Source organism: Mesorhizobium vachelliae (genome assembly GCF_033977325.1).
GTDB lineage: Bacteria > Pseudomonadota > Alphaproteobacteria > Rhizobiales > Rhizobiaceae > Mesorhizobium > Mesorhizobium vachelliae.
In genome coordinates, this window is sequence record NZ_JAVIIR010000001.1 from 347,082 (window position 1) to 363,859 (window position 16,778).

The following is a 16,778-nucleotide window of genomic DNA, read 5'->3' on the forward strand; positions in this document are numbered from 1 at the left end:
AGGTCAGTTCAACCTGAAATCAACCGGATTTAGGCTGCGCCAATGCGCAGCAGGTCGTGGAAATGAACCACGCCCACCGGCATCTTATTTTTGATCACGACCAGCGCGCCGATATTGTAATCATTGAGCATGGCGATCGCCGTGCCCGCAAGCGTCTGCGGATCGATCGTCTTGGGCGTGCGGGTCATGACCTCATCGACGGTCACGTCAGCGAGATTGCGATGCAGATTGCGCGCGACGTCGCCGTCGGTGACGATCCCAACCAGTTTGCCGCTGGTGTCGACGATGCAGACGCAACCGACTTTCTTCTGCGACAGCGTCATCACCGCTTCCGGCATCTTCGTGCCAAGCAGGGCCAGCGGAATCTGGTCGCCGGTCCGCATGATCTCCGACACCAGGGTCAGATTGGCGCCAAGCTGCCCGCCTGGGTGCAAGGTTCGGAAGTGATCGGGCGTGAAACCGCGCGCCTCGAGCAACGCGATCGCCAGCGCATCCCCCATAACCAGCTGCAGAAGCGTCGAGGTCGTCGGCGCCAACCCGTGCGGGCAGGCCTCAGGCACGACCGGCAGCAGCAAAACCACGTCCGCGGCCCGCGCCAGCGCCGAGCTCTCGCCTGAGGTGATGGCGATCAAGGGAATAGAAAAACGCCTGGAATAGGCGACGATGCCCATCAATTCCTTGCTCTCGCCCGACCAGGACATGGCGATGATGGCGTCATCCCGGGCGATCATGCCGAGATCGCCGTGATTGGCCTCGGCCGGATGGACGAAAAAGGCCGGCGTGCCGGTCGAGGCAAGCGTTGCGGCGATCTTGGAGCCGATATGGCCGCTCTTACCGACGCCGGTGACGATGACGCGGCCGTCGATCCGCGCAATCAGGTCGATCGCCGCCGCGAAGGGCTCGGCCAGTCCATTTGTCAGCGCGGCGGCAAGGGCCGCCACGCCGGCCTGCTCCGTCGCCACCGTTCTCAGCGCCGATTCGATCGCAGCCTGCCTGTCCGGCCGCTTTCTTTCTGGGGACCCCGCGTGCATGGGCGAAGCGATTAGCGCTTTGCCGCGCCCCTGTCCAACAGAATTGCCTTAAGCCTCCGATTGGAGGGGCTCTGAGGCAGCTCTCTCAACCCTCCGTTAACCATCCGCATTTACGGTTCGGTAAGTATGGCGCAACCGCGCCGCGCAAGCAGTGGTGACGATGTCCGGGGGCCAGCCTGAAACGAAAATCGGTCGGAAGGGCATTGCCGTCGCAGCGCTGCTGCTGACGGCAAGCGCGCTTGCGATGCTGCGCCCGGCGCCTGCATTTTCGCAGGAAACCGAGTTGCGCGGCGAGGTCTCCGAATCGGCCATACTTGCCGACCAGCAGCGCAAGGCCAGGCAGTTGCGGGCGCAAGGGTCGCTGGATCAGAACGCGCCCGCGGACGCCACCGCCCAGGACACGACACCGACGACCTACCAGCCGGCAAGCCCCGGCGCCGTTCCCGATGACGATCAGGCGACCGGCGCGGCGGACAGCATCTTCGACCAGCCCCAGGCAACAGACGATTCATTGGCCGATACGACGACGCCGGCAAAACCACGCCGGTCCTCGACGGCCAATCGGCGCGCTCAGGACACCAAGACTGATGCCAAGGCGAACACCAAGACCGCCGACAAGAAGAAGGCCAAGAAGAAGGCGGGCGAGGCCACCGACGGCACGACCACCGCCGCGACCACCGCCAACGGCGGCCAGGCCGACACAGTGGCGACTGACGACGACGGCAGCAACCGTCGCGCCGTCACCATCGACAGCGTCGACAAGCAGAAGCTCGACCCGGGCCAGGAGCGTACCGGATCGATCGATGGACAGAAGGTCAAGCCGGAGGAAGATCCTTTCGCTGCTCCCGGCGTCAAGATCGGCACCTTTGTCTTCCGGCCGACGCTGGAGCAAGGCTTCACGGCAACGTCCAACGCCGATTCCAGCAGCACCGGCAAATCCGCCGTTCTGTCCGAGACGGCGCTGCGATTCACCGCGACCTCCGACTGGCGCGAGAATTCGGCCCTGATCACCGGCTACGGCCAGTTCCGCAACAGCGTCTCGGGCGAAAAGATCAATGATGCGCAGGGCCGCATCGAAGGCCAGCTCAATGTCGATCTCGACAACGAGCTGCGTGCCATCGCCAAGCTCGGCTATGAGGCGGCACCGGAATCGGCTTCCTCACCGGATGCGATCGCCGGCGTCAACCAACAGCCGCTGCGCCAGACCCTAGACGGCAGCCTCGGCCTCGAAAAGAGTGTCGGCAAGATGCGTTACGCGCTGACCGGCGCAGTCTCGCATGACTTCTATGGTGACGCCGAGCTCACCGACGGCACCACGATATCGCAGAAAGATCGCAACAACACGCTCTACACCGCCACTTTGCGCACCGGCTATGAGATCTCGCCGGCGTTGACGCCCTTCACGGAAGTGGAGCTCGGCCGCAGGGTCTATGACCAGCGTCTCGATACCGATGGCTTTGAGCGCTCCTCGAAGCGGTTCGGGGCGCGCGCCGGCCTTGAGCTCGATATGGGCGAGAAGCTATCGGGCGAATTCTCCGTCGGCTGGTTGCGCGAGGCGCTCGACGACAGCCGCCTTCCGGCAATCGCCGGGCCGTCCATCAATGCCGATCTCAAATGGTCGCCCGAACGCGGCACCACGATCGGGCTCACCGGAAAGACCGAAGTAGAGACCACCACCACGGCAGGCCAGAGCGGCGACATCCTCTACTCCGGCCGGCTGACAGGCGAGCGCCAAATCCGCGCCAATCTGACCGCGAACTCGGCGCTGGGCCTCGATTGGCGCGACTACACCGGCTCCGACGGCCACGACATGATCCTGAGCGCCGAGGCCGGGCTGACCTGGTGGCTGAACCGCTATGCCGGCCTCACCACGAAGGTGCGGACAGAGAAGCTGACCAGCAACCTGCCAGGACGCGACTATACGGCCAACAGCGTCTATCTCGGGCTGAAGGTCCAGCGCTGACGCACCTCGTCATCCTCGGGCGGACCCGTAGACCCGGAATGACGAAGCTCGGTTGGCCTTGGCCGATAACCTAAGAAGCCGCGCCGCGGCGCTCCACCGGCCGCACCTCATCGAGCAGCGTGCGGATGACGCCCGCCATGCTTGCGTTCATGTCGCTGCGCCACAGCGCGAAGGCGACATTGGCCTCGACGAAACCTTCCGGCGAGCCGCAATCGAAGGTGCGCCCCTTGTAGTGATAGCCGTAGAAGGGCTGCTGTTTCTCCAGCTTCAGCATCGCGTCGGTCAGTTGGATTTCATTGCCGGCGCCGCGTTCCTGGCTTTCCAGGATGCCGAAGATTTCCGGCTGCAGGATGTAGCGGCCGTTGATGAAGAGGTTGGACGGCGCGGTGCCCTGTTTCGGCTTCTCCACCATGCCGGTGATGCGGAAGCCGTGATGGGTGTCCTCGCCGCGGCCGACAATGCCGTATTTATGCGCTTCCGCCGGATCGCATTCCTGCACGGCGATGATGTTGTTGCCGGTCTCGGCATAGAGCTCGACCATGTCCTTCATGCAGCTCTTTTCCGACTGCATGATCATGTCCGGCAAAAGCAAGGCGAACGGCTCGTTGCCCACCAGCTCGCGGGCGCACCAGACGGCGTGGCCGAGGCCCATCGGTACCTGCTGGCGCGTGAAGCTCGTCTGCCCCGGCGCCGGCTGCAGCCGCTGCAGGCGGGCGAGCTGGTCGTCCTTGCCGCGCTGGGCGAGCGTATCATAGAGCTCGAACTGGACGTCGAAATGATCCTCGATGACCGTCTTGTTGCGCCCGGTGACGAAGATGAAATGCTCGATGCCGGCATCGCGCGCCTCGTCGACCACATATTGGATGACTGGCCGATCGACGACGGTCAGCATTTCCTTCGGGATGGCCTTGGTGGCCGGAAGAAACCGCGTGCCGAGCCCGGCCACCGGGAAAACTGCCTTGCGAACGCGCTTCATGCTGACACCCCTGCTTTTCGGCCAATTATCCGCTCGGCGGCACGCTCCGCAATCCCCCCCGAGAATTTCGCGCCGGAATTCCATTTTCATGCCGGAATGTTGGACTAACGGCGAGCAGTAAATGTGAGAGCTAAAGCCGCGATACCTCTTTTCGTTCCCGGCGGCACCTATGGTAAACTAAATACTAACCCGGTTCGGCGTTGAATGATCCTTCCTGATTTGACGAAGGAGGAAATGATGTCCGTTCGCAACACCGCGAGGCGCCTGACGGCACTGGTGACGGCCGCTGGCCTCACGCTGGCCTTGCTGGTGCCCACCGGCCCCGCTTTCGCCGACGCCGGGTTCCGCCAGTGGGTCGCGGGCTTCCGCTCCACCGCGGTGGCGGGCGGCGTTTCGGGCGCTGTCTACGATCAGTCCATGAGAGGCATCAAGCCCGACCCGGTCGTGCTGGAAAAGGCCCGCACCCAGCCGGAATTCACCGCGCCCGCCTGGGACTATTTCGACAACCGCGTGCATGACCAATCGGTCGCCAACGGCAAGGCGATGGCGAGGAAATGGAAGCCCTGGCTCGATCGCATCGAGGCGCGGTTCGGCGTCGACCGCAACATCCTTCTGGCCATCTGGTCGATGGAATCGAATTATGGCGAAACGCTTAAGCGCGACGACATCATGCGCAACGTCATACGTTCGCTGGCAACGCTCGCCTATGGCGACCAGAAGCGCTCGAAATATGCCCGCACCCAGCTGATCGCGGCGCTGAAGATCCTGCAGACCGGCGACATCGACGAGAGCCATCTGATGGGCTCCTGGGCCGGCGCGATGGGCCAGACCCAGTTCATCCCCACCAGCTATCAGCGCTATGCGGTCGACATGGACGGCAACGGCAAGCGCGACATCTGGAATTCGATCCCCGACGCGCTGGCAACCTCCGCCAACCTGCTCAAGAAGAACGGCTGGCAGGCCGGCAAGACCTGGGGCTACGAGGTCACCATCCCGGCGGGCAAGCTGCCCGGCGGAGCAAAGACGATCGCCCAATGGCAGGCGCTCGGCGTCGTCAGGGCCAACGGCAAGCCGTTCAGGAACCTGACCGACAAGGCGACGCTGAAAGTGCCGGACGGCCGGGGCGGGCCCTCCTTCCTGATGATCAGGAATTTCTCGGTCATCAAGGCCTACAACAATGCCGACAAATACGCTTTGGCTGTCGGCCTGCTCGCCGATGAGATCGCCGGCGGCACCGGCCTGGTGCAGGACTGGCAGCGGCCCTTCACCAAGCTCAGCTTCGAGGAGCGGCAGGAGTTGCAGAAGCGGCTTTCCGAGCATGGCTATTATGACGGCAAGTTCGACGGCAAGATCGGCGACGGCTCGAAGGCCGCCATCATGGCCTACCAGGCCAAGGTCGGCCTGACCCAGGATGGCTATCCAAGCCTGGAAGTGCTCAAATGGCTGCGCAAGCAGTAGGGCCGTCTAGCGCAATCCGAGGAGCGGTTTCCGTTCGGAATTGCCTAACTAAGATGCTTGGAGCGGACCGGCGTTCTGTGAAAAGCTGAGCCGCTCTAAGACGCCAGGCATCCTTTCAAAGACGGCAAGGATGCTGTAGCGCTTCGGCTTGCGCATGGCTTTCCTGCGTCTGCCGGTCATGCGCCAAGGGATGGAGAGGTGTTTGGTTTCGGTTGCGCGTATCAGGCAGAGCATTCGCCGGGCGCCCGTCCTGATTCTCGCCCTTGCCGTGCTTGCCGTCACCGCTGCCGGCGCCTTCCATGCCCCTGCCTTCGCGCAGGAGGAAAGCCATGGCTGGTCGCTGCGCGACCTTCTGTTCCCGCGCCGCAGCGAACGCATCGAACCCCCGGTCGAAGTTCAGAAACCAAGGCCGAAGCCGAAGAAGAAACCAAAGCCGCGCCCGCCGGCGGAGCCGGAGACGCCGATCGTCGAGAAGACAAACGACGCCCGGGTCGTGCTGGTGGTAGGCGATTTTCTGGCGGGCGGGCTGGCGGAGGGCCTGGACACGGCCTTTGCCGACAATCCCGCCGTCAGGATCGTCGCCCGCGCCAACGGTTCGTCCGGCTTCGTTCGTGACGATGTCTACAATTGGCCTGCCCAGATAAAATCGCTGATCGAAACCGAGAAACCGGCGGCTGTGATCGTCATGCTGGGGTCCAACGACCGCCAGCAGATGAAGGTCGGCGACGTGCGCGAGCAGTCGCGCTCGGAAAACTGGACCAAGGAATATGAGCGCCGCACCGATGCGTTCGGCAAGGCCCTGCAAGACACCAAGGTGCCGTTCCTGTGGGTCGGCATGCCGGCTTTCGGTGTGTCGAAGATGAACTCCGACATGCTCGCCTTCAACGACATCTATCATTCGGCCGCCCAGAAACACGGCGGCGAGTTCGTCGATGTCTGGGACGGCTTCGTCGACGAGAACGGCGCTTTCGTCACCTCCGGTCCGGACATCAACGGCCAGCCGGTGCGCCTGCGTTCCGACGACGGCATCAACGTCACCAAGGCCGGCAAGCGCAAGCTCGCTTTCTACACGGAAAAGCCGTTGGCAAAGATACTCGGCCTGGCGGCGCCGGGAAGCGTCACGACCGTGTCGGCGCCTGCCGGCGCCCCAGTAGAGGCGCCGAAGCCTGCCTCGGCACCCGTCATCGTCGACCGCACCGCGCCGATGCTGCTCGGCGACCCGTCTCTGGACGGCGGCACCGAGCTGCTCGGCGCCACTCAGCCGGCCAAGGCCGATCCGAATCTGCCCGGTGAAAAGCTGATCCTGGAAGGCAAGGCGCCGACCGCTTCGCCCGGCCGCGCCGACGATTTCTCCTGGCCGCCGAAGCCGCCAGCGACGGTGGCCGCTCAGCCCGATACGGCGGAGGGCGTCAATCAGTAGCTCATCGGCTCGGAGACCGTTTCTGAAATTCGCTCCTGCGAGTCAGATGATGGTGTTTTCGAGAACCGGAGCGGAGCGTACGTTGACGTACGTGAGCACCGGAAGCGCAGAAAATGCCTTCAGCTGGCCGCAGGAGTAGAATTTCCAAACGGTCTCAGCGCGGCAGCACCGTCGATCCCATCAGCACCTCGTCGATCGAGCGCGCCGCCTGGCGGCCCTCGCGGATCGCCCAGACCACCAGCGACTGGCCGCGGCGCACGTCGCCCGCGGCATAGAGCTTGTCGACGCTGGTCCTGTAGTCGCGGTCGTTCGCCTCGACATTCCGCGAGCGGCGGCTGTCGGTGACGACCTTGATCTTGCCGTCGAGCTCTTTCATCAGGCTGTCGCTCGCCGGTCCGGCAAAGCCGATGGCGATGAAGGCGAGATCGGCGCGGATGACGAACTCGGTGCCGGGGATCGGCTTGCGCTTGTCGTCGACCTCGCAGCAGCGCACACCCGTCAACTGGCCGTCCTCGCCGATGAATTCGAGCGTCGCCACCTGGAATTCGCGCTCGGCGCCCTCGGCCTGCGAGGAGGACGTGCGCATCTTGGTCGCCCAATAAGGCCATACCGCGAGCTTGTCTTCCTTCTCCGGCGGCTGCGGACGGATGTCGAGCTGGGTTACGCGCACCGCGCCCTGCCGGAAGGCGGTGCCGATGCAGTCGGACGCGGTGTCGCCGCCGCCGACCACGACGACATGCTGGCCGCCGGCGATGATCGGGTGCGAGGGCCAGGCCACCGACTGGATCGGCTCGCCGCCGACGCGGCGGTTCTGCTGCACCAGATAAGGCATCGCGTCATAGACGCCGCTGAGGTCGCTGCCCGGAATGCCGGCCGGGCGCGGCGTTTCGGAGCCGCCGCAATAGAGCACCGCGTCGAATTCCTCGATGAGATCGGACACCTTCATGTCGACGCCGACATTGACGCCGCAATGGAAGGTCACGCCCTCGCCCTGCATCTGCTCGATGCGCCGGTCGATATAATGCTTCTCGATCTTGAAGTCGGGGATGCCGTAGCGCATCAGCCCGCCGGGGCGGCTCTCGCGCTCATAGACATGCACGTCGTGGCCGGCGCGGCCGAGCTGCTGCGCCGCCGCCATGCCCGCCGGGCCGGAGCCGATGACGGCGACACGCTTGCCGGTCTTCCTTTCCGGCGGATAGGGCCGAATATGGCCGGTTTCGTAAGCCTTGTCGGCAATCGCCTGCTCGACCGTCTTGATGGCGACCGGGATGTCCTCGAGGTTCAGCGTGCAGGCTTCCTCGCAAGGCGCCGGGCAGATGCGGCCGGTGAATTCCGGAAAATTGTTGGTCGAATGCAGGTTGCGGATCGCGCTGTCCCAATCGCCATTGTAGACGAGGTCGTTCCAGTCGGGGATCTGGTTGTGGATCGGGCAGCCGGTCGGCCCGTGGCAATACGGAATGCCGCAATCCATGCAGCGCGCGGCTTGTTTCTCAACCTCGTTGTCGGACATCGGCAGTGTGAATTCACGGAAATGCCGGATGCGGTCGGAGGCCGGCTGGTACTTGTGCACCTGCCGGTCGATCTCGAGAAAGCCTGTTACCTTGCCCATAGTCCAGTCCCTGCTGTCCGAAGGCACGCTTCTGCCGCGCACCCGTTAACCTCATAAGGTCGCCATGACAACCTTGGTTCCGAGGTCAGGATTGTTGGTGAGGATGCCGGCCGGGGCATTGTCTCCCCGGCCATGCCCGAAACTATTCCGCCGCCACGCTCATGCGCATGCGTTCCATCTCGATCAGCGCGCGGCGATACTCGACCGGCATGATTTTTCGGAATTTCGGCCTAAAATTCTGCCAATCGTCGAGTATCTCGCGACCGCGCACCGAACCGGTGAAATGGACGTGGTTTGAGATCAACTGGTAGAGCCGTTCCTCGTCATGGCTGGTCATGTCGCCCGACACGTCGACGCGACCCTTGTGGTCTAGGTCGCCGCCGTGATGGAGCAGCTTCTCCATCAGGTCGTCCTCTTCCGGGACCGGCTCGAGCTCGACCATCGCCATGTTGCAGCGCTCGGCAAAATCGCCCTTCTCGTCCAGCACATAGGCGACGCCGCCCGACATGCCGGCCGCGAAGTTGCGCCCGGTCTTGCCAAGCACGACCACGATGCCGCCGGTCATGTATTCGCAGCCATGGTCGCCGACGCCTTCGACGACGGCAGCCACGCCCGAATTGCGCACGGCGAAACGCTCGCCGGCGACGCCGGCGAAATAGGCCTCGCCTTCGGTGGCGCCGTAGAGCACTGTGTTGCCGACGATGATCGAATCCGCCGCGACGATCTTGGCCTCCTCCGGCGGGCGGATGACGATGCGGCCGCCCGACAGGCCCTTGCCGACATAGTCGTTGCCGGCGCCGACCAGCTCGAAGGAGATGCCGCGCGCCAGGAAGGCGCCGAAGGACTGGCCAGCCGTGCCGGTGAGCTTCACCTGGATCGTATCTTCCCGAAGGCCTTTGTGCTTGAAGCGCTTGGCCACTTCGCCTGACAGCATCGCGCCGGTAGAGCGGTCGACATTGCGGATCGGCAGCTCGATGATGACGGGCTGCTTGGCGTCCAGCGCCGGCTTCGCCAGCTCGATCAGCTTGCGGTCGAGCACATCGTCGATCGGATGCTTCTGCCGTTCGGTCCAGTGCAGCGCCTCATGCGGCGCATCCGGCCTGTAGAACATCTTCGAGAAGTCAAGCCCGCGCGCCTTCCAGTGCTGGATGACGTCGCGCTTTTCCAGGAGATCGGTGTCGCCGATGATCTGGTCGAGATGGGTGTAGCCCATTTCGGCAAGCAGCGCCCGCACCTCTTCCGCCACATAGAAGAAGAAGTTGATGACGTGCTCGGGCGTGCCCTTGAAGCGCTTGCGCAGCACCGGGTCCTGCGTCGCCACGCCGACGGGGCAGGTGTTCAAGTGGCACTTGCGCATCATGATGCAGCCGGCCGCGATCAACGGCGCGGTCGAGAAGCCGAACTCGTCGGCGCCGAGCAGCGCGCCGATGATGACATCGCGCCCGGTGCGCAAGCCGCCATCGACCTGCAGCGCGACGCGCGAACGCAAGCCGTTGAGCACCAGTGTCTGATGCGTTTCGGCAAGGCCCATTTCCCACGGGCTGCCGGCATGCTTGAGCGAGGTCAGCGGCGAGGCGCCGGTGCCGCCGTCATAGCCGGAGATGGTGATGTGGTCGGCGCGCGCCTTGGCGACGCCCGCCGCGACCGTGCCGACGCCGACCTCCGACACCAGCTTGACCGAGACGTCGGCCGCCGGATTGACATTCTTCAGGTCGTAGATCAGCTGCGCCAGATCCTCGATCGAATAGATGTCGTGATGCGGCGGCGGCGAGATCAGGCCCACGCCGGGCGTCGAGTGCCTGACCTTGGCGATGGTCGCGTCGACTTTGTGTCCAGGCAACTGGCCGCCCTCGCCGGGCTTGGCGCCCTGCGCGACCTTGATCTGCATGACGTCGGAATTGACCAGATATTCCGCCGTGACGCCGAACCGCCCCGACGCCACCTGCTTGATCGCCGAGCGCTCGGGGTTCTTGCCGCCGCCAGGCAGCGGCAGATAGCGGTCGGCTTCTTCGCCGCCCTCGCCGGTGTTCGACTTGCCGCCGATCCGGTTCATGGCGCGCGCCAGCGTGGTGTGCGCTTCCCTGGAGATCGAGCCGAACGACATCGCCCCGGTCGAGAAACGCTTGACGATCTCGGCCGCCGGCATGACGTCCTCGATCGCGACCTTCTTGCGGCCGGTCTCGTCCGCTGTTCTGATCTTGAACAGGCCGCGGATGGTCTGGGCCCGCGCGGTCGCGCTGTCGATCTGCGCCGAATACTCCTTGAACGTACCCCAGGAGCCCTGCCGCACGGCGTGCTGCAGGCTGGCGACCGCATCGGGCGACCACATATGCGCCTCGCCGCGCATGCGGAACATGTACTCGCCGCCGACCTCGAGATTGTTGCGCAGCACCGGATCGCTGCCGAAGGCATCGCTGTGGCGGCTGAGCGTCTCGGTGGCGATCTCGTCCAGGCCGACACCTTCGATCAGAGTCGCGGTACCGGTGAAATACTGCTGCACGAAGTCCGACTTCAGCCCGATGGCATCGAAGATCTGCGCGCCGCAATAGGACTGGTAGGTCGAGATGCCCATCTTGGACATCACCTTGAGGATACCCTTGCCGATCGACTTGATGTAGCGCGAGACCACCTCGTATTCATCGACCTCTTCCGGCAGCTCGCCGCGCTTGTGCATGTCGAGCAGCGTGTCGAAGGCAAGATACGGGTTGATCGCCTCGGCGCCGTAGCCCGCCAGGCAGCAGAAATGATGCACCTCGCGCGGCTCGCCGGATTCCACCACGAGACCGACCGCGGTGCGCAGGCCCTTGCGGATCAGGTGATGGTGCACCGCCGCCGTCGCCAGCAGCGATGGAATGGCGATGCGGTCCGGCCCGACCTGGCGGTCCGACAGGATGATGATGTTGTAGCCGCCGGCGACCGCCGCCTCCGCGCGCTCGCAGAGCCGGTCGATGGCGCCCTGCATGCCCGTGGCACCCTCGTTCGAGCCGTAGGTGATGTCGATCGTCTTGGTGTCGAAACGGTCCTCGGTGTGGCCGATCGAGCGGATCTTCTCCAGATCGCCATTGGTCAGGATCGGCTGGCGCACTTCGAGCCGCTTGCGGCGCGACGTGCCGACCAGGTCGAAGATGTTCGGCCGCGGCCCGATGAACGACACAAGGCTCATCACCAGCTCCTCGCGGATCGGGTCGATCGGCGGATTGGTGACCTGGGCGAAGTTCTGCTTGAAATAGGTGTAGAGCAGCTTCGACTTGTCCGACATCGCCGAGATCGGCGTGTCGGTGCCCATCGAGCCCACCGCTTCCTGGCCGGTGGTGGCCATCGGCGCCATCAGGAGCTTGGTGTCTTCCTGCGTGTAGCCGAAGGACTGCTGGCGATCGAGCAGGCTGACATCCTTGCGCAGCGCGCGCGGCTCGACCGGCTTCAGGTCCTCGAGGATCAGCTGCGTGTTGGCGAGCCAGGTCTTGTAGGGATGCCTGGTCGCGATCTCCGACTTGATCTCCTCGTCGGAGACGATGCGGCCCTTGGCAAGGTCGATGAGCAGCATGCGGCCGGGCTGCAGCCGCCACTTCTGCACGATCTTCTCCTCCGGCACCGGCAGCGCGCCGGCCTCCGACGCCATGATGACGCGGTCGTCGTCGGTGACGATGTAGCGTGCCGGGCGCAGGCCGTTGCGGTCGAGCGTGGCGCCGATCTGGCGACCGTCGGTGAAGACGACCGCCGCGGGCCCGTCCCATGGCTCCATAAGCGCCGCATGGTACTCGTAGAAAGCCTTGCGGTCGGCGTCCATGAGCTTGTTGCCGGCCCAGGCTTCCGGGATCAGCATCATCATGGCGTGGCTGAGCGAATAGCCGCCCTGGAACAGGAACTCGAGCGCGTTGTCGAAGCACGCCGTGTCCGACTGGCCCTCATAGGAGATCGGCCAGAGCTTCGAGATGTTGTTGCCGAACAGCTCGGAATCGACCGAGGCCTGGCGCGCCGCCATCCAGTTGTTGTTGCCGCGCACCGTGTTGATCTCGCCATTATGCGCGACCATGCGGTAGGGATGCGCCAGCTTCCACGACGGGAAGGTGTTGGTCGAGAAGCGCTGGTGAACCAGGATTAGCGCCGTTTGGAAGCGCGGATCGTTGAGGTCCTTGTAATAGGCGCCGACCTGGTAGGCCAGGAACATGCCCTTGTAGACGATGGTGCGCGCCGACAGCGACACGCAATAGGCGCCGACATCCTTGTTGTCGTTCTCGGCATAGATGCGGCCCGAGATCACCTTGCGCAGCAGGTAGAGCCGCGCCTCATACTCCTCGTCATCCGGGATGTCGGCCGTGCGGCCGATGAACACCTGCCGATGGAACGGCTCGGAGGCCACGATATCCGGCGCCTTCGACAACGACGAATTGTCGACCGGCACATCGCGGAAGCCAATGAGCGGCAGCCCTTCCGACTGCGCCGATTCGGCGATGATCTCTTCGATATGGGCGCGCAGTGCCGCGTCCTGGGGCATGAACCAGTGGCCCACGCCATATTGGCCCGCCGGGGGCAGTTCGACGCCCTTGGCCGCCATCTCCTCGCGGAAGAATTGGTCCGGGATCTGCACCAGCACGCCGGCGCCGTCGCCGACCAGCGGATCGGCGCCGACGGCGCCGCGATGGGTGAGGTTTTCCAGCATCGCCAGGCCGTCCTCGACGATCCCGTGCGATTTCACGCCCTTCATGTTGGCGATGAAGCCGACGCCGCAGGCGTCATGCTCGTTGCGCGGATCATAGAGGCCCTGCGCGGTCATGCCGCTGGCAGTTCGCAGCTCTTTGGTCAGGACGGTATTTTTAACGGCTGCCGCTTTCGTCTGCGCGGCCCGGCCGTTGATCGCAGATGGCGTCAGTTCCGTCATCGTCCTATCCTCCGTTCTCCACCTTGGCCCCGACTGTCTGAGGGCGCTGGTTTGCCTTGGGAAGCGAGAATGCTTCCCCTTCATCCTGCTGCACGTCTTGCGAAATCCATCGAACCATACGGCTATACGCCCGGCTCGCATCCGGTATCGTACAGGCCAGAGCCGGGCCGTCTACCCGCCGCTCGCGACAATGGCCGGAATGGCAGTGATGATACGCCAGTCCAGCCCGTTTTGTGCGACAAAATAAGACAGCACTACTGTCCTAAATTTTTTATGGCAGAAATCAGGGAGCCACACAAGACCGATTCACAAAAAACTTGGGCGTGCCGCGACACAAAATTTCGTGACGAGCGCCGGAAGCGCAAGTTTTGGTCCGGGTCTTTCGAGGCGACGCGCTGGCTTCACCGCTTTGCCGGCGATTGGCCCTTGCGCTTCGACCGACGAAGCGGTCAAGTCCCGCCGCTTTCGCCAATAACGATATGGACCTTTCGATGTTCTTTGCCTCCGACAACTGGGCGGGTGTCCACCCCGACATTTCGGCCAACCTGTCGCGCCATGCCGCCGGCACCGCTGTCGCCTATGGCGACGGCGATCTGGACCGCGCCGTCTATCGCCGCTTCAGCGAGATCTTCGAGCGCGAGGTGCAGGTCTTCTTCGTCGCGACCGGCACCGCGGCCAACGCGCTTTCGATGGCTGCGTTGAACCGCATCGGCGGCATCGCGCTCTGCCATTCCGAAGCGCATATGAATGTCGACGAGTTCGGCGCGATGGGTTTCTACACCGGCGGCGCGCGCATGGCACCGGTGCTGGGACCGCTGGGGCGCATGAACCCGGAAGCCCTCGACGCGGCCATCAAGCGCTATTCGCAGGATCTGGCCCCCGCCGGCCAGCCGATGGCGGTCACCGTCACCCAGGCGACCGAGGTCGGCACGGTCTACAGCGTCGACGACGTCAAGGCGATCGCCGAGGTCAGCCGCCGCCACAAGCTGCCGCTGCACATGGATGGCGCGCGCTTCGCCAATGCGATTGCGGCAACCGGCGTCAGTCCGGCCGAAATGACCTGGAAGAGCGGTGTCGACCTCATCTCCTTCGGCGGCACCAAGAATGGCTGCTGGATGGCCGACGCGGTGGTGATCCTCAATCCGGAGGTCGGCAAGGATTTGCGCCTGCTGCGCCAGCGCGCCGGACAGACCTTCTCCAAGGCTCGTTTCATCTCGGCCCAGTTCGAGGCCTATCTCACCGACGATTTGTGGCTTCGGATGGCGGGGCAGGCTAATCAGATGGCAGCACACCTGGCCGAGACGATCGAGGATGCGCCGGCCGGCAGGCTCGCCTGGCTGCCGCAGGCCAATGAGGTCTTCGCCATCCTCACCCGCGAAACCGCCGCCAAGCTGCAGGCGGCCGGCGCCAAATTCTACGAATGGGGCGTGCCGCAGGGTTTTGATGGCCATCTCGGCGACAAGGAAGCGATCTACCGCTTCGTCGCCAGCTTCGCGACCACGACGGAAGAGATCGACCGTCTCGGTCACCTGCTCGCCTGAGTTTCCCGCCATGGCCAGGCCATCTCTCGGCTCGACCATGCGGCTGGTCCGCCCGGCGCCGAATGTTCTGGGCTTCTACGATGGCCGTTTCGACGGCATTCGTATCTGGTCGGACGAGCCGAATTGGCTCGACGACGGCGCCTATACGCTCGGCATCTGCACCTATGCGATCGTCGACGGATCGCAGGCGCTTGTCTACGACACGCACATCTCCCTGCCCCATGCCCGCTTCATCCGGCGAACGCTCGAGGAGATGGGCGTGACCTCGATACGCGTCGTGCTAAGCCACTGGCACGACGACCATATCGCCGGCAACGAGGTGTTCCAGGATTGCGAGATCATCGCCAACCGCCTCACGGCCTTGGCGCTTGAACGCGGTCGGGCTGAGATCGAGGGCGGCAATCCGCCGATCAAGCCGCTCGTGCTGCCCAACAGGACGTTCGACAGCAGCCTCCGCCTGACGGTCGGAGCGATCGCAATCGAACTGCGCCAGGTCGAAATCCACAGCCATGACGGCACGGTGCTGCTGATGCCCGACGCCGGCCTGCTTTTGGCGGGCGACACGCTGGAAGACTCCGTCACCTATGTCTCGGAGCCGGAGCGTCTTGCCGAACATTTGGTCGATCTCGAGCGCATGGCAGGCTGGCAGTTCGACCGGATCCTGCCCAACCATGGTTCCTTGCCGGCAATCGAAGCAGGCGGCTATGACCGAAGCCTCATTGCCGCCACGCAGGCCTATATCCGCAAGCTGCTCGCCTGTCGGCATGATCCTGACCTGGCAAGGCAGGACCTGAAGACTTTCGGCGCCGACATGTTCGCCACGACGGCCGCCGAATATTTCGCGCCATACGAAGCCGTTCACCGGCAGAACGTCGCGACTGTCCTCGCGGCAGGCAGCCGGTAGGTCAGGCCAGGAAAGGCCGCAGCAACAGCTCGACACCGAGCAGGATCAGAAAAATCAGGAACCAGCGGCGGAAGGTCGCGGGGCGAGAGCCAGAAAGGCTCGTTGCCGGCGGCACAATAAAAAGCGGCGCCTCGCGGCGCCGCTTTCGTCTCGGGAGGGAGACGTCATCTAGGATGGAGCCCGCGGGTTACGCGGCGGCCTTGGCCTCGATCTGCTTGGCCTTGTCCGAGGACGAGGTGATCGCGATCTTGCGCGGCTTCAGCTCCTCGGGAATGTTGCGCTTGAGGTCGACGAAGAGCAGGCCGTTCTTCAGCGTGGCGCCTTCCACTTCAACGTGATCGGCGAGCTGGAAGCGGCGCTCGAAGGACCTCGAGGCGATGCCGCGATAAAGCAGCTCCGAACCCTCACTGTTGTTCTCGTCCTTGCGCTCGCCCTTGACGGTCAGCACATTGCGATGGGCTTCGATCGAGATCTCGTTTTCCGAGAAGCCGGCAACGGCCATCGAGATGCGATAGGCGTTCTCGCCGGTGCGCTCGATGTTATAGGGCGGGTAGGTCTGCGCGGTCTCGGGCTGGCCGAGCGAATCGAGCATGGTGAACAGCCGGTCGAAGCCGACGGTCGAACGATAAAGCGGGGAAAAATCAACGTGACGCATGAGGTGTTCTCCTATTGAGCAACATGGTTTGCGTATGACCCGGTGCGAAACCCTCGAAAGGCGTTCCGGATAGGCCAGCGGCCCCGACAATCGGCGGCCGCAACCTTCATTTGGGAAGCTCAAAAACCCATTTCAAGGCTTTCGTGGCGGTCGCAATGCGGCCACGTTGATGAATGGTGGATGAACCGCGGTTTCGGCGTCCGTTCAGCTAGGCGTCGCTATGCTTTGGTCAAGCTCGAGCAATTCCAGGAAAAGCGTGAAGCGGTTTTCCGTCCGGAATTGCCTCAAGGCAGAGAGACAAGCGGCGCTCTTTTCCCTGCGCCGCGACGAGGCCGAACCGGG

The 16,778-nt window shown here is 64.0% G+C and carries 10 protein-coding genes; 5 read left to right on the top strand and 5 right to left on the bottom strand.

All coding sequences use genetic code 11. From position 1 onward, the window contains the following. Positions 1–29: 29 nt before the first annotated feature. The gene (locus RFM41_RS01740) at positions 30–1,031 is read right to left on the bottom strand and encodes a KpsF/GutQ family sugar-phosphate isomerase (RefSeq protein ID WP_320245803.1); all 1,002 of its coding nucleotides are present in this window, start codon (positions 1,029–1,031) and stop codon (positions 30–32) included. Positions 1,032–1,191: 160 nt separating this feature from the next. On the opposite strand from RFM41_RS01740, the gene RFM41_RS01745 reads away from it, so the two are divergent. Continuing rightward, positions 1,192–2,994 carry an outer membrane beta-barrel protein gene (locus tag RFM41_RS01745; RefSeq protein ID WP_320245804.1) on the top strand — a complete coding sequence of 601 codons (1,803 nt, stop codon included), beginning with the start codon at positions 1,192–1,194 and terminating at the stop codon, positions 2,992–2,994. 70 nt (positions 2,995–3,064) lie between these two features. Here RFM41_RS01745 and galU read toward each other — a convergent pair whose 3' ends face one another. Then, positions 3,065–3,970 (bottom strand): UTP--glucose-1-phosphate uridylyltransferase GalU, encoded by a 906-nt coding sequence (galU, locus tag RFM41_RS01750; RefSeq protein ID WP_320245805.1) that lies wholly within the window; start codon positions 3,968–3,970, stop codon positions 3,065–3,067. Between the two features lie 237 nt (positions 3,971–4,207). Between galU and RFM41_RS01755 the strand changes: the two genes are divergently transcribed. Continuing rightward, positions 4,208–5,428: a lytic murein transglycosylase gene (locus RFM41_RS01755; protein ID WP_320245806.1), complete on the top strand. Its 1,221-nt coding sequence runs from the start codon at positions 4,208–4,210 to the stop codon at positions 5,426–5,428. Positions 5,429–5,630: 202 nt separating this feature from the next. Continuing rightward, the gene (locus tag RFM41_RS01760; protein WP_320245807.1) at positions 5,631–6,848 is read left to right on the top strand and encodes an SGNH/GDSL hydrolase family protein; all 1,218 of its coding nucleotides are present in this window, start codon (positions 5,631–5,633) and stop codon (positions 6,846–6,848) included. 154 nt (positions 6,849–7,002) lie between these two features. Here RFM41_RS01760 and RFM41_RS01765 read toward each other — a convergent pair whose 3' ends face one another. Together RFM41_RS01765 and gltB are read right to left on the bottom strand one after the other, a co-directional pair. Then, positions 7,003–8,457 (bottom strand): glutamate synthase subunit beta, encoded by a 1,455-nt coding sequence (locus RFM41_RS01765; RefSeq protein WP_320245808.1) that lies wholly within the window; start codon positions 8,455–8,457, stop codon positions 7,003–7,005. Positions 8,458–8,599: 142 nt separating this feature from the next. Beyond that, positions 8,600–13,336 carry a glutamate synthase large subunit gene (gene gltB, locus RFM41_RS01770; protein ID WP_320245809.1) on the bottom strand — a complete coding sequence of 1,579 codons (4,737 nt, stop codon included), beginning with the start codon at positions 13,334–13,336 and terminating at the stop codon, positions 8,600–8,602. A gap of 491 nt (positions 13,337–13,827) precedes the next feature. Here gltB and RFM41_RS01775 point away from each other — a divergent pair, with 491 nt between their 5' ends. Together RFM41_RS01775 and RFM41_RS01780 are read left to right on the top strand one after the other, a co-directional pair. Then, positions 13,828–14,877 (top strand): threonine aldolase family protein, encoded by a 1,050-nt coding sequence (locus RFM41_RS01775; protein ID WP_320245810.1) that lies wholly within the window; start codon positions 13,828–13,830, stop codon positions 14,875–14,877. A gap of 10 nt (positions 14,878–14,887) precedes the next feature. Continuing rightward, entirely contained in the window at positions 14,888–15,781 is an 894-nt protein-coding gene (locus tag RFM41_RS01780; RefSeq protein ID WP_320245811.1) for an MBL fold metallo-hydrolase, read from the top strand. A gap of 187 nt (positions 15,782–15,968) precedes the next feature. On the opposite strand, the gene RFM41_RS01785 is transcribed toward RFM41_RS01780, so the two are convergent. After that, positions 15,969–16,436: an Hsp20 family protein gene (locus RFM41_RS01785; protein ID WP_320245812.1), complete on the bottom strand. Its 468-nt coding sequence runs from the start codon at positions 16,434–16,436 to the stop codon at positions 15,969–15,971. Positions 16,437–16,778: the final 342 nt, after the last annotated feature.

Bases quoted from the DNA above. Each gene is read 5' to 3' on its own strand.
- RFM41_RS01740 (WP_320245803.1), bottom strand. From the start codon at position 1,031: ATGCACGCGGGGTCCCCAGAAAGAAAGCGGCCGGACAGGCAGGCTGCG.
- RFM41_RS01745 (WP_320245804.1), top strand. From the start codon at position 1,192: ATGTCCGGGGGCCAGCCTGAAACGAAAATCGGTCGGAAGGGCATTGCC.
- galU (WP_320245805.1), bottom strand. From the start codon at position 3,970: ATGAAGCGCGTTCGCAAGGCAGTTTTCCCGGTGGCCGGGCTCGGCACG.
- RFM41_RS01755 (WP_320245806.1), top strand. From the start codon at position 4,208: ATGTCCGTTCGCAACACCGCGAGGCGCCTGACGGCACTGGTGACGGCC.
- RFM41_RS01765 (WP_320245808.1), bottom strand. From the start codon at position 8,457: ATGGGCAAGGTAACAGGCTTTCTCGAGATCGACCGGCAGGTGCACAAG.
- gltB (WP_320245809.1), bottom strand. From the start codon at position 13,336: ATGACGGAACTGACGCCATCTGCGATCAACGGCCGGGCCGCGCAGACG.
- RFM41_RS01775 (WP_320245810.1), top strand. From the start codon at position 13,828: ATGTTCTTTGCCTCCGACAACTGGGCGGGTGTCCACCCCGACATTTCG.
- RFM41_RS01780 (WP_320245811.1), top strand. From the start codon at position 14,888: ATGGCCAGGCCATCTCTCGGCTCGACCATGCGGCTGGTCCGCCCGGCG.
- RFM41_RS01785 (WP_320245812.1), bottom strand. From the start codon at position 16,436: ATGCGTCACGTTGATTTTTCCCCGCTTTATCGTTCGACCGTCGGCTTC.